Here is a 13,414-nt window from a genome sequence, read left to right as displayed (position 1 = left end):
CTCCCCTACCCGGCCTCAGGCATGTCGAAGCCGTATTTGGTCATGATCGCCCGGGCGGCTGGCTGCTGCAGGTATTGGTAGAACGCCTGGGCGCTGGCGCTGGCACCTTTGAGCAGAACCATGCGCTGACGCAGCGGCTGATGCCAGACCGAAGGGATCAGGACGAATTCGCCACGCTCGGCCACCCCCGGCGCAAGTGCCAGGGAATAGGCGACCATGCCGCCCTGGGCATTGCCCGAGGTGGCGAACTGCGCCGCCTGGGCGATGTTCTCGCCAAGCACCAGCTTGCCCTGCAGCGCGTCCCACAAACCCGCATGCTGCAAGGCTTGTTCGGCCGCGCGACCGTAGGGTGCATGCTCCGGGTTGGCGATGGCGAATTTCTTGATCTGCCCCTCCGCCAACGCGGCCGTCAAACCCTGAAGCTCGCCACCGAGAGTTAACGACGACCCCTTGGGTGCCATCAAGGCGATGCGTCCAAGACCGTAGAGCACCCCCTCGTCGAGGGTTTTACCCGCGGCGGCCAGTTGCTGCACATAGGCCTCATCGGCACTGAGAAACAACTGGAAAGGGGCCCCTTGGCTGATCTGCCGGTAGAGATTGCCGCTCGAACCAAAGACCAGGCGCAGTGAATGACCGCTGTCCTTCTGGTAACGCGCGGCGATCTCCTGCAACGCGAACTGCATGTTCGAGGCTGCGGCGACGTTCGCCGTTTCTGCCAGCGACATGATCGGGACGAGGCTGCACATCAGCAGCAAAGCGCGTAGCGGTTTACGTAGACCGAACATCATCGGGCGAGCTCCTCAACAAGCGCTATATCCTTCCATATATAACGAAATGCCGTCCAGCAAAACCTGCCTATGCGCTTGAGGCCTTAAGGCGTCGAGGAGGCGGGGCTGGCGAGCAAATCGCCGAGGTCGGCAAAGCCGTCTTGCACTGCGGCCAGCGCTTGCGCGCAGAGGTGCCGGTAACGCTGCAGCACCTGCTCGCCCATGGCGGTCAACTGCGTGCCGCCACCGTGTTTACCGCCGGCCAGGGTGGTGACCAGCGGCTCCCGGAAACTGCGGTTCATGGTTTCCACCAGCAGCCAGGCGCGCCGGTAGGACATGCCCAGAGCCCGCGCCGCGGCGCTGATCGAGCCATGCTGGGCAATGGCCTCGAGTAGATCGGCCTTGCCCGGGCCAATCGCGATATCGCTGCCGTTATGCAGGCGAATTTTCACCTCGAGACGCTGCATCGCCTTGCTCCCTCCCCCGCCCGTCAAAGCCGAGCTTACTCCAGCGCCGCATCGACCAGCTGCTGCGCCTCGCCGAAGATGCGTTGCAGGTGCGCCTCGTCGCGGTAGCTCTCGGCGTAGATCTTGTAGATGTCCTCGGTACCCGATGGCCGCGCGGCGAACCAGCCGCCTTCGCTGATCACCTTGATCCCGCCAATCGCCGCGCCATTGCCCGGGGCCTTGTCCAGCACCTGGGTGATGGCATCGCCGGCCAGTTCACGGCTCTCGATCTGCGCAGGCGAGAGTTGGCCCAGGGCTTTCTTCTGCGCAGGCGTAGCGGGCGCGTCGACACGGTTGGCATAAATCGCACCGAACTCGTCGCTCAGGCTCTGGTACAGCTCGCCAGGGTCGCGCCCGGTCACTGCGGTCATCTCGGCGGCCAGCAGGGCCAGGGCAATGCCGTCCTTGTCGGTGGTCCAGACCCGGCCATCGCGGCGCAGGAAGGTCGCCCCGGCGCTTTCTTCGCCGCCAAAACCAAGGGAGCCATCGAACAGGCCGCTGGCAAACCACTTGAAGCCCACCGGCACTTCCAGCAATGGCCGACCCAGGCGCGCAGCGACGCGGTCGATCATGGCGCTGCTGACCAGGGTCTTGCCTACCGCTGCTGTGGCGCTCCACTGGGGGCGATGCTGGAACAGGTAATCGATGGCCACACTGAGAAAGTGGTTGGCCGGCAGCAGGCCAACGCTCGGCGCGACGATGCCGTGACGGTCGTAGTCGGTGTCGCAGGCGAAGGCGATGTCATAGCCGTTCTTCAGGCCAATCAGGCGCTGCATGGCATGGCTGGAGGACGGGTCCATGCGGATCTGTCCGTCCCAGTCCAGGCTCATAAAGGCGAACTGCGGATCGATAATCTCGCTCACCACATCCAGATTGAGGCCGTACTGCTCGGCGATGCGCGCCCAGTAGTGCACCCCTGCGCCGCCCAGCGGGTCGACGCCCAGGCGCAGACCGGCGGCGCGGATCGGGGCGAAGTCGATGACATTGCCCAGATCTCTCACATAGCTGCCGAGGTAATCGTACTCCTGCACATTGGCCGCCTGCCGCGCCTGCGCCAGGGGCATGCGCTTGACCTCGCGCAGGCCGCCTTCCAGCAACGCGTTGGCGCGGTTCTGCACCCAGCTGGTGATATCACTGTCGGCCGGGCCGCCATTGGTTGGGTTGTACTTGAAACCGCCGCTGTCCGGCGGGTTGTGCGAGGGGGTGATGACGATACCGTCGGCAAGACCCGAACTGCGGCCCTGGTTATGCACCAGGATGGCCTGGCTGATCGCCGGCGTCGGGGTGAACTCACCACCGGCGGAGATCATGGTCTGCACGCCATTGGCCGCCAGCACTTCCAGAGCACTGTCCAGCGCCGGCTGTGACAGCGCATGGGTATCGGCACCGATAAACAGCGGGCCGCTGATGCCCTGGGCTACCCGGTAATCACAGATCGCCTGGCTGATGGCCAGCACATGCCAGCGATTGAAGCTGCCCTGCAAGGAACAGCCGCGATGCCCGGACGTGCCGAACGCGACACGCTGAGAGGCCTGGGTCGGATCAGGCTGCAGCTCGTCATAGGCTGCCAGCAGCCCGGCAATATCGGTCAGCATCGAGGCGGGTGCCGGCTGCCCGGCCAGAGGATGGATACGCGCGCTCACAAATAACTCCCTGAGTGATGGCAGCCGGTCGTCTTCAACAGCCTGCCGAGTCCACAAAGTGCGCAAGCTTAACAGGCCCTCGCGGCCAGGGCGCACCCAGGCTATCCTTTGCGACCCTTTACCCCTCGCCAGGAATCACCGATGAAAGCCCAGCTCGAAGAACTGATCGGCAAAATAAGCTCGGGCTGCATGCTGCCGGAAGAGGTCGCCCGAATCGCCGATGAAGCGGCCCAGGCCTATGCCGACCCGCAGGCCTTCCTCGCCGCCAACCCGGACATCAACTACGACGACAGCTTCCCCATCCCCCTTGGCGAGTGGGTGGTGGTCGGCAGCCTGCCGGAAACCGTGCTGTTCCAGGCCGACAGCTATGATGCGCTGTTTCAGCAGATCGTCGACTCCTTCGGCCCCGACGTGAGCTTCGTGCTCAAGCCCAAGCAACTGGTCAAGACCGAGCCGCTCAAGGCGCTGAACCGTATCCAGGTGCAACTCAGCAGCCTCTCGCCGGAAACCAAAGGCTATGTACTGCTGGATTTCAGCGAACCGCTGGACGACGCGCTACAGGCCGTGCTGGTGTACAGCAGCGACCTGCCGCGGGTGATGGAGCTGGCCGTGGAAGTCGGCATCTACGCCGCACCGGCCTATGAAAGCCTCAAGGCCGCTCAGGCCGAAGAATAGCCGCAGGGCGGCTGCAACCCGCCATGACAACGACAGCCTCCAAACCACGGCGGGTTACCCCCGCCCTGCGCCGCCCCACTGCTCCTTCCCTGCGGCAATATAAAGGCAAATTGCCATTATCGAAGGAACTCATACCCCCTGGCCTGATCAAAGCCACCGAGCGTGCGCGAACAATCGCCCACCTCACGCAGCCATGCGGGAATAGTCTGTTTGATAAGCGCTCATTGGCACCGTGGCGAATGGAACTGGGCGCTGCAGGCAGTTTTCCACCACTGCCCATACCGATAGCCGCCACTGAAGTTTCTGGTCGTCGATTCTGAAGAACACCCCTACGTCAGTGTGTCGAGCCTGCTCGAACACGCTGCAACTTGCCCTGCTGGTTCGTTCGAGGATCGCCTCTTGAAAACAACAAACCTCACCTGCGCCATTACCCTGGCCCTGTATAGCGCCACCAGCTCCTTCGCCTTCGCGACCGCCACGTCCCCTGCGGCCAGCACTACCGTGCTGCCGCTCACGGCCGAGGTTGCCAATGACGCCAGCCTGCGCGGCGATGTCGGCCCCAAGCAACGCAATGCTGCGGTACTGCGCGTGCAGATCCTGCTCGATCGCGCGCGCTTCTTTCCCGGCGAGGTCGACGCCAGTTTCGGTTCGAATACCCGGATCGCCATCAGCGGCTTTCAGAAACACAACGGCCTGACCGCCAGCGGTGCCATGGACGAGCCGACCTGGGCAGCGCTGAACAGCGATCCAGCGCCTGTGCTGGTGACCTATACGGTCACCGAGGCCGATATCGCCGGTCCCTTTGTCCAGATTCCCGCCGACATGATGGACAAGGCCAGGCTTCCAGCCCTGGGCTACCGCGACCCGCTGGAAGCGCTCGGCGAGAAATTCCACACCAGCCCCGCGCTGCTGGCCGAACTCAACCCGGGCAAGGATCTGAGCCTTGCAGGCGAGTCGATAGTGGTGCCCAACCTGGCATCGGCCGCGCCCCTGGCCAAGGCCGCGCGGGTGGTGGTGGACAAGTCCGACTCGACCGTCACCCTGTTCGATGCCGCGGATGCCGTTATCGCGCAATTTCCCGCCTCCACCGGCAGCGGACGCGATCCGCTGCCGCTCGGCGAGTGGAAGATTCTCGGCGTGGCACGAAACCCCGAGTTCAAATACAACCCCAAGCTGTTCTGGGACGCCAACGCCGCCCATGCCAAGGCCACCATCCCACCTGGCCCGAATAACCCCGTAGGCATCGCCTGGGTCGCCCTGTCCAAGCCCCATTACGGCATCCATGGCACCCCGGAACCGTCGAAGATCGGCAAGACTCAGTCCCATGGCTGTATCCGCCTGACCAACTGGAATGTCGAGGCCATGGGGCACTCGGTCTCGCCTGGGCTACCCGCCCTTCTGCAAGAGTAGGCCGCCGCTGATGAAGAGCATTCTGATATTCGTGGTAGGTGCTTTGGTGGGTGCTACGGGGCTGTTCTATGCCCTGCACAACGACCGGCTGACTGCCCCTGTGGCGCTCGCCCCTGCCGCCCTGGAACCCTTGCCCTATGGAGCCGTGACTGTCGCGGCCAGGACACAGGAGCCGAGCGCCGTGCCGCCTGCACAGACACTAGAACGGGTTGCCAGTGCAGATGCGCCGTCAGGGGAAACTCAGGTCGAACCCTCGATCAGCCCCGAGGCCCTGGCCCCTGAGCCGCCCCCTGAGCCCAGTGGGCTGGAGCAAAGCCAGGATCCAGATCCGTTCACCGAACCCTTGCCCGCGCATGCCGGCGGGCTGCTGATCCCTGTGGCCGGTATTGCCCCAACGCAACTGCAGGACACCTTCCACGACATGCGTGGCACCACGCGCGGCCATGAGGCCATCGACATCATGGCCGCGCTGAAGACCCCGGTGTACGCGGTCGATGACGGCACCCTGGTGAAACTCTTCGACAGCAAGCCCGGCGGCCTCACCCTCTATCAATACGACCCGAGTTCCACCTTCGCTTACTACTATGCGCACCTGGATGGCTACGCCGCCGGCCTGGTGGAAGGCCAGGCGATCAAGCGCGGCGACCTGCTCGGCTACGTCGGCGTCACCGGCAACGCCAACCCGCTAGCCCCGCACCTGCATTTTGCGGTGTTCGTCCTCGGCCCCGAAAAGCGCTGGTGGAAAGGCACCGCGATCAACCCCTATCCACTGTTCGCTCGCTAACGGTGCCTACAGGGTTCCACGCAGCGCCTTTTCGAACAACTGGCTGTACTGCGCCGCGCTAAAGGCAATCGGGTTGGTGCCCGCCGAGGGGTCGACCTCGGCCATCTGCCCGACTTGTTCGATGCGTTTGTCGTCGATGCCAATCTCGCTGAGGCTATGGGGAATGCCGACCTCGTTGCGCAGGTGCAACACCCAGTCCAGCACCCCGACAAAACCGGGCTTGGCCAGGTTCAGGTAGCGCGCCATCCTCTCCATCTGCGGCTCGATGCTGGCGCGGTTGGCCACCAGCACATAGGGCATCAACACTGCGTTGAGCAGGCCGTGGTGGGCGTCGTACAACGCGCCGAGCGGATGGGCCAGGGCATGCATCGCCCCCAGGCCGCGCTGGAAGGCAGTCGCGCCCATGCTTGAGGCCACCAGCATCTGCAAGCGCGCCTCGACATCCGCGCCATGGCTGACCGCACGCGGCAGGTACTGCTGGACCAGGCGCATGCCCTCCAGGGCGATGCCTTCGGCCATGGGATGGAACAGCGGCGAGCAATAGGCTTCGAGGTTGTGCGACAGCGCATCCATACCGGTGGCGGCGGTGATCTTGGGCGGCAGGCCGAGACACAGTTCGGGGTCGAGTATCACCAGGGCCGGGAGCATCCGGGCGTGAAAGATGATGCGTTTGATATGCGCCTCATCATCGGTGATCACCGAGGCGCGGCCGACTTCCGAGCCGGTGCCGGCGGTGGTCGGCACCGCCACCACCGGGGCCATGCCAGCCACATTGACGCGGCCCGCGTTGTCGCCAATATCCTCGAAATCCCACAGCGGTCGATCCTGGCCGACCATCAGGGCGATGGCCTTGCCGGCATCCAGGGCCGAGCCGCCGCCAAAGGCGATCACCCCGTCATGGCCGCCGGCCTTGTACGCTGCCACCCCATCCATCACGTTGGGCCCGGTGGGGTTGCCCTTGATCCCATGGAACAGGCCGGTTTTCAGGCCGTCGTCGCGGCACTGCAGCAGCGCGCGGTCGAGCATCGGCAAGGTGGCCAGGCCGGGGTCGGTAACCAGCAGCGGCGCGCTCATGCCCAGCTGCCGGCAGGCTTCGGGCAGCTCGCGAATACGGCCGACGCCAACCCGCAGCGCCGTCGGGTAATTCCAGTTCATGCGGTACTGATTGATATCCATGGCGGGCCTCATAACCGGGTCTTGAAGTGGAAGGATTTCGGTCGGGTCAACTGCTCGTAACCGACGCTGGACAGGGTGCAGCCGCGCCCGGAGTTTTTCACCCCGGTCCAGGCCAGGGCCGGGTCGAGGTAGTCGCAGCGGTTGAGAAACACCGTGCCGGCCTCGACCCGCTCGGCCAGGGCCATGGCCGCTTCGGCATCGGCGCTGAAGATCGCAGCGGTCAGGCCGAACTCGCTGTCGTTCATCAGCGCCAGCGCCTCTTCATCGTCGCGCACCTTCTGGATGCCGACCACCGGGCCGAAGGATTCCTCGGTCATCACCCGCATGCCGTGGTGCACATCGGTCAGCACCTGGGGGGCCAGATAAGGGCTGCCGGGCTTGTCCAGGGCAAAGTCGGCCGGCACCAGATGGGCCATGGCCCCCTGCTCGATCGCCTCGTGGATCTGCCCGCGGACGAAATCCGCCGCCTCGGCGCGTACCAAGGGTCCCAGGGTGGTTTCGGGATCGTCCGAGCGGCCCAGTCTGTATTGTTTGACCAGGGCCACCGCCTGTTCGACAAAGGCGTCGTACAGGGCTTCATGCACATAGATGCGCTCGATGCCGCAGCAGGACTGCCCGGAATTGAAAAAGGCACCGTCGATCGTGGTTTCCACGGCGTGACCCAGGTCGGCGTCGGCCCGCACATAGGCCGGGTCCTTTCCGCCCAGCTCCAGACCGCTGCTGATAAAGCGACCCGCCGCCGCCCGCTCGACCATGGCCCCGCCCGCCACCGAACCGGTAAAGGCCACATGGGCGATGGTCGGGGCACGAATCAGCACCGCGGTCTCGGCGTGGCTCAGGTGCAGGTACTGGAACACCCCCTCCGGCAGCCCGGCTTCGGCAAACGCCTCGACCATGCGTTCAGCGCACAGCGGGGTTTGCGCCGAGTGCTTGAGCAGCACCGCATTGCCGGCCAGCAGCGCCGGCATTACCGCGTTGACGGCGGTCAGATAGGGGTAATTCCAGGGTGCGATAACCAGCACCACACCCAGCGGTTCGCGGCGGATAAAACGGATGAAACCAGGTTTTTCCGGCAACTGGATATCGGCCAGGGCGCTCTCGGCGATATCCGCCATATAGCCGGCGCGCTCGGCAAAACCGCGAATCTCGCCGGCGGCATAGCGGATCGGCCGGCCCATCATCCAGCACAGTTCTTCGGCCAGCTGATCCTCCTTGGCGCAGAAGGCGGCGATGGCCCTGCGTCCGATGGCCACGCGCTCGGCCAGCGGGGTGTTCTTCCAGGCCTTCTGCGCCAGCTCGGCCCTGGCCAGGGCCGCCTGGATCTCGGGATTGGAGGCCAGATGACGCTCGACATAGACCGAACCGTCGATGGGGGAAATACATTGCAGCTTGTTCATTGCATGCTCCGTTGATGCTGCCCCTCACCCCAGCCCTCTCCCCTCGGGAGAGGGCTGGGGTGAGGGAGGACATTCAGATAATTTCGAAATAGCGATCCAGCTCCCAGTCGCTGACATGCCGACGGTACTCGCGCTCTTCCCATTCGCGGCTGGCAGCAAAGTGCTCGACGAAGGCATCGCCGAACAGTTCCCGCGCCGCCGTGGAGCCCTTCAGGCGCTGCGCCGCGTCCCACAGGGTACGCGGCAGGGCCAGGTGTTCCGGGTGTTTCTGCGCATAGGCATTGCCCACCACCGGGTCGGTCGGCTCCCACTGCTGCATCACTCCGTACAGACCGCTGCCCAGGGCCACCGAAAGGGCGAGATAAGGATTGCCGTCGGCCGCGCCGAGGCGATATTCCTGGCGCTGCGACTTGTCCGTACCGGGAATCACCCGCAGCGCCGCGGTGCGGTTCTCCACGCCCCAGGTGGCGTCGGTGGGGGCCCAGAAACCGGGAATCAGACGCCGGTAGCTGTTCAGGGTCGGCGCGACCATGCACAGAAATTCCGGCATCAGGCGCTGCTGGCCGGCGAGGAAATGGCGCTGGATCTTGCTCATGTTGTGCGCCTGGCTCGGGTCATGGAAGGCCGACTTGCCACTGGCCAGGTCGCGCAGTGACACATGGATATGCCCGCTCTGCCCCGGGTACTTGCCCGACCACTTGGCCATAAAGGTGGCCATCAGGCCGTTGCGCTGGGCCAGCACCTTCATAAAGGTCTTGAACAGCGCGCCCTTGTCGGCAGCGGCTTCGGCACGGTCATAGGCGATGGCCGCCTCCAGCACGCCGGGGCCGGTTTCGGTGTGCAAGCCCTCGATGGGAAAGTCCATGGCTTCGGCCATGGCCAGGATCTCGTGGTACAGCTCGGCGTGCACCGAGTTGCGGATCATCGAGTAACCGAACCAGTCCGGGGTAAACGGCTTGAGGTTGCGAAAGCCCTTCTCCCGGGCCGACTCCGGGGTCTCGTCGAACATAAAGAATTCATATTCGAGGGCGGCAAAGGCATCGAAGCCCATGGTCTTGCAGCGCTCCACCACACGGCGCAGGGTGGCGCGCGGGCAGACCTGCTCGGCGGCCTCGGCAAACTCGCAGATAAACAGCAGCATGCCGTTCTCGAAGGGCAACTCCCGACAGGTGTGCGGCAATACCCGCACCGGGGCGTCCGGGTAGCCGGTGTGCCAACCGGTGTACTGCGCGTTGTCGTAGAGCTGATCCTTCACATCCCAGCCCAGCACCACGTCGCAGAAGGCGAAACCGCTGTCCAGGGCGGAGAAGAACTTGCTGCGGCTCAGGTACTTGCCGCGCATCACACCATCGTTATCGAACACCCCGACCTTGATATGACTGAGCCCACGTTCTTCGACAATGCGCTTGGCATCCTCGCTGGTCTTTACATCCCGCGGATTGAGCATAAACACCCCTTTTGTTGTTATGGCCGACCTCCGGTGTCAGGCAACCTCGGCACCCGCGGCGCGGGGCAGGCAGCCCCTTTGCGCGCCGGGACGCAACAGCCCACGCCTGTTGCAACACTCGGTAAAAAGCCCATTGAGTGTGGTACAGGATTGCCAAGTTGGCTGGCCCGCTTGGGGAAAAACCTGCAGCCTCGTCGCAGGAATGCGGCAAGCAGCCGCTTAGGTACTGGGATGCAATTGCGCGCCAGTTGCCTAGCCATGCTGGTCACGGAGGGGGAAAGGATTGATGGCGATCAGCGCCGCGGCCATGAGCTATAGCGCGCAGCCAAACGCATGGCTGAGCAACCCGCATGATGCGGTTTGCCGGGAAGTAGGGTGCGCCGTGCGCACCGCGGGCTCATTAACCAGGCTGATGCACACGGCGCACCCTGCTAAATCAGGCCTCGCACACTTAGATACCGGCTTTTAAGCGCAACACAGTACCAACCCATAACCCAAACAAAACGCCCACACTTTGCAGCGCGGGCGTGGTGTGCAGGCGGGTCGCGGGGCTCAACGATAGGGCGCGCCAGCCTTGGCCATGAGTGCGTTGTACTTCTTGAAGATGTCCACCACCTTGGCGCAGCGTGGGCTGGTCTTGGCGATTTCGTCCCAGAACTTCTGCGCCTCGGCTTCCACCGTGGCCCATTCCTCGGCCGGGATCGAGGTCAGTTCCAGCTTGCCGCCTTCGACCCGCAGTTGCGCCTCGCCGCCCCAGTACCAGTGCTGGCGGTAGTAGTTGGAGCTGTCCATGCACAGCTTGAACAGGGTCTTGAGGTGCTCGGGCACCTCGGCCCATTTGTCCGAGTTGGCGAAGTAGGAGCCGCACCAGGCCCCGGAGATGTTGTTGGTGAGGAAGTACTTGGTCACGTTGGCCCAGCCGACTGTGTAGTCCTCGGTGATGCCGGACCAGGCGATGCCGTCCAGTTCACCGGTCTGGATCGCCACCTCGATGTCTTCCCAGGGCAGGGTCACCGGAATCACGCCGAAGCGCGAGAGGAACTTGCCGGCGGTGGGAAAGGTGAAGATGCGCTTGCCCTTGAGGTGTTCGAGCTTGGTGATGGGCTCCACCGTGGCGAAATGGCAGGGGTCCCAGGCACCTGCGCCAAGCCAGGTCACACCCTTGACCTCACCATAGGCCTCGGCCCAGATCTCGTTGAGGCCGTACTTCTCGAACAGCACCGGCACATCCAGGCTGTAGCGGGTGGCAAAGGGGAAATAACCACCGAATACCGAGATATCCACCGGCGCGGCGATGGAGTCGTCGTCGCTCTGCACCGCGTCGATGGTGCCGCGCTGCATGGCACGGAACAGCTCGCCGGTGGGCACCAGCTGGTCGGCGTAATACAGCTGGATTTCCATCTGGCCGTTGGCGGCCTTGTTGAAGGCGTCAATGGAAGGCTTGATCACGTGTTCGCCCAGCGCCGGGCCGGCATAGGTCTGCAGGCGCCAGGTGATCTTCTTCGGTTCCTCGGCGTAGATATGCGCCGAGCCCAGCGCCGCGGTGCCGGCGGCTCCGGTGGCCACTGCGGCGGTTTTCAGAAAACTGCGTCTCGTACTCATGCTGTTTCTCCAGTCTTGTCGATTCAGATGGCATACAACCGCGCTGCACCGGCCAGAACGGCCGTGCAGGTTTTCAGGTGGGCAACCGACAGGCCGTCCGCGGATCCGCCGCGCTTGCGCCGGGCGACCCGCAACGGGTTGCTGCCGGTACGTCTGCGCTTACCTACTGCTCCTGAACTTTATAGCTCACCGCCCGTAGTGCCACTGCGGTAGCCACAGGGCGATCTGCGGGAAAAGCATGACCAGCACCAGGGCCAGGGCCATGATCAAGACGAAGGGGGTGACCGAAACGTAGATGTCGCGCAGGCTGACTTCCGGCGGAGCCATGGCGCGCATCAGAAACAGGTTGTAGCCGAAAGGCGGGGTCATATAGGCGATCTGGCAGGTGATGGTGTAGAGCACGCCATACCAGACCAGATCGAAACCCAGGGCACCGACCAGCGGAATATACAAAGGAGCGACTATCACCAGCATGGCGGTGTCGTCGAGAAACATGCCCATCAGGATGAACGACAGCTGCATCAGGATCAGCACCTGCCAGGGCCCCAGGCCGAGGCTTTCGAGAAAGAACGCCTCGATCGCCTTGACCGCCCCCAGGCCGTCGAACACCGCGCCGAAACACAGGGCCGCGAGGATGATCCACATAAACATGCAGCTGATGCCCAGGGTCTTGCGCAGGGTCTCTTCCATCACATGACGGGTCAGCCGGCGCTTGGCCAGCGCCGCCAGGGTCGCCGCCGCAGCCCCCACCGCCGAGCTTTCCACCAGGCTGGTGTAGCCCATCAGAAACAGCCCGGTCATGCTGAAAAAGATAAACAGCGGCACCAGCCCGGCGCTGAGCAGACGCAGCTTCTCGCCCCAGCTGATCTGCTCGCGCTCCTCGACGCTGAGGGCCGGCCCCAGTTGCGGCTGCAGGCGGCAGCGGATGGCGATATAGAGAATAAACATGCCGGCCATCATCAGCCCCGGAATGGCCCCGGCGAGCCACAACTGGCCCACCGGCTGGCGGGCGATCATGCCGTAGAGCACCAGCACAACGCTGGGCGGAATCAGAATCCCCAGTGAACTGCCGGCCTGGATCACCCCGGTGATCATGATCTTGTCGTAACCGCGGCGCAGCAGCTCCGGCAGGGCAATGCTCGCGCCGATGGCCATGCCGGCCACGCTAAGGCCGTTCATGGCCGAGATCGCCACCATCAGGGCGATGGTGCCGATGGCCAGGCCACCGTGCAGCGGCCCCATCCATACATGGAACATGCGGTAGAGGTCTTCGGCGATCCCCGACTCGGAGAGCATATAGCCCATATAGACGAACAGCGGCAGGGTCAGCAGCGGGTACCATTTCATCAGCTTCATGGCCGCGCTGAAGGCCATTTCCGAGCCGCCATCGCCCCACAGCAAAAGGGCCGAGACCACCGCGACGAAACCAATGGCACCGAATACCCGCTTGCCGGTGAGCAGCAGCAACATCATCGAGGAGAACATCAGCAAGGCTATCAGCTCGTATTCCATTACAGCTTTTCCCCCCGGGCGGCGGCGATGTCCTTGAACAGGGTGGCGATGGCCTGCAGCAGCATCAGGGCGATGCCGATGCACATGACGATCTTGATCGGAGCCATCGGCGGCGACCAGGCCGAGTAGCTGGTCTCCTTGTATTCCAGGGCGTACTGGGTCGAGGAGATGCCGCCGTACAACAGAAACACCAGGTAGAAGATCAGAAAGCCGATGGTGACGGCGTCCATGATCGCCCGGGTACGGGGAGCCCAGCGGCTATAGAACAGATCCATGCGTACATGGGCGTCGAGCTGCATGGAATAGGCACCGCCCAGGAGGAAGTAGGCGACCATCAGAAACTGCGCCGACTCGAGGGTCCAGGCGGCGGGCTGGGTAAAAGCCTTGGTAGCTGAGGAGTACAGCAGCACCCCGAGGATGACGAAGATCAGGTACATGGCGAACCTGCCCACCACCCGATTCATGCGTTCTACAGCCCATACGAATGTCTTGATG

The 13,414-nt window shown here is 63.9% G+C and carries 12 protein-coding genes; 3 read left to right on the top strand and 9 right to left on the bottom strand.

Annotation, left to right across the window (positions count from 1 at the left end):
- Window positions 1–5: 5 nt before the first annotated feature.
- From modA to pgm, 3 genes are all read right to left on the bottom strand, one after another.
- Window positions 6–788 carry a molybdate ABC transporter substrate-binding protein gene (gene modA / locus WMW70_RS05300; RefSeq protein ID WP_341436441.1) on the bottom strand — a complete coding sequence of 261 codons (783 nt, stop codon included), beginning with the start codon at window positions 786–788 and terminating at the stop codon, window positions 6–8.
- An 83-nt stretch (window positions 789–871) separates the two neighbouring features.
- Window positions 872–1,234 carry a winged helix-turn-helix domain-containing protein gene (locus WMW70_RS05295; protein WP_341436440.1) on the bottom strand — a complete coding sequence of 121 codons (363 nt, stop codon included), beginning with the start codon at window positions 1,232–1,234 and terminating at the stop codon, window positions 872–874.
- A 35-nt stretch (window positions 1,235–1,269) separates the two neighbouring features.
- Complete coding sequence (pgm, locus tag WMW70_RS05290; protein ID WP_445942109.1) at window positions 1,270–2,868, bottom strand: phosphoglucomutase (alpha-D-glucose-1,6-bisphosphate-dependent); 1,599 nt, start codon at window positions 2,866–2,868, stop codon at window positions 1,270–1,272.
- A 189-nt stretch (window positions 2,869–3,057) separates the two neighbouring features.
- On the opposite strand from pgm, the gene WMW70_RS05285 reads away from it, so the two are divergent.
- From WMW70_RS05285 to WMW70_RS05275, 3 genes are all read left to right on the top strand, one after another.
- Window positions 3,058–3,591 carry a hypothetical protein gene (locus tag WMW70_RS05285; protein ID WP_341436438.1) on the top strand — a complete coding sequence of 178 codons (534 nt, stop codon included), beginning with the start codon at window positions 3,058–3,060 and terminating at the stop codon, window positions 3,589–3,591.
- 399 nt (window positions 3,592–3,990) lie between these two features.
- Complete coding sequence (locus WMW70_RS05280) at window positions 3,991–5,001, top strand: L,D-transpeptidase family protein (protein WP_341436437.1); 1,011 nt, start codon at window positions 3,991–3,993, stop codon at window positions 4,999–5,001.
- A gap of 10 nt (window positions 5,002–5,011) precedes the next feature.
- Window positions 5,012–5,785, top strand: a complete 774-nt coding sequence (locus WMW70_RS05275; protein WP_341436436.1) for a M23 family metallopeptidase — start codon at window positions 5,012–5,014, stop codon at window positions 5,783–5,785.
- A gap of 6 nt (window positions 5,786–5,791) precedes the next feature.
- Here the strand turns inward: WMW70_RS05275 and WMW70_RS05270 are convergent, their stop codons facing one another.
- The 6 genes from WMW70_RS05270 to WMW70_RS05245 form a co-directional block, all read right to left on the bottom strand.
- Complete coding sequence (locus tag WMW70_RS05270; RefSeq protein ID WP_341436435.1) at window positions 5,792–6,961, bottom strand: iron-containing alcohol dehydrogenase; 1,170 nt, start codon at window positions 6,959–6,961, stop codon at window positions 5,792–5,794.
- An 8-nt stretch (window positions 6,962–6,969) separates the two neighbouring features.
- On the bottom strand, window positions 6,970–8,358 hold the full coding sequence (locus WMW70_RS05265) for an aldehyde dehydrogenase family protein (protein ID WP_341436434.1): 1,389 nt from the start codon (window positions 8,356–8,358) through the stop codon (window positions 6,970–6,972).
- A gap of 73 nt (window positions 8,359–8,431) precedes the next feature.
- A complete protein-coding gene (locus tag WMW70_RS05260) occupies window positions 8,432–9,805 on the bottom strand; it encodes a glutamine synthetase family protein (protein WP_341436433.1) in 1,374 nt (457 codons plus the stop codon).
- A gap of 552 nt (window positions 9,806–10,357) precedes the next feature.
- Entirely contained in the window at window positions 10,358–11,407 is a 1,050-nt protein-coding gene (locus WMW70_RS05255) for a TRAP transporter substrate-binding protein (protein ID WP_341436432.1), read from the bottom strand.
- A gap of 186 nt (window positions 11,408–11,593) precedes the next feature.
- Window positions 11,594–12,919: a TRAP transporter large permease gene (locus tag WMW70_RS05250; RefSeq protein ID WP_341436431.1), complete on the bottom strand. Its 1,326-nt coding sequence runs from the start codon at window positions 12,917–12,919 to the stop codon at window positions 11,594–11,596.
- Complete coding sequence (locus WMW70_RS05245) at window positions 12,919–13,383, bottom strand: TRAP transporter small permease subunit (RefSeq protein WP_445942100.1); 465 nt, start codon at window positions 13,381–13,383, stop codon at window positions 12,919–12,921. Before WMW70_RS05245 ends, WMW70_RS05250 begins: the two co-directional genes overlap by 1 nt.
- Window positions 13,384–13,414 lie beyond the last annotated feature (31 nt).

This window comes from Pseudomonas sp. XK-1, assembly GCF_038069885.1.
Taxonomy (GTDB): Bacteria; Pseudomonadota; Gammaproteobacteria; order Pseudomonadales; family Pseudomonadaceae; genus Aquipseudomonas.
The sequence above is the reverse complement of the archived record's forward strand: the minus strand, read 5'-3'. Positions and strand labels throughout refer to the sequence as shown.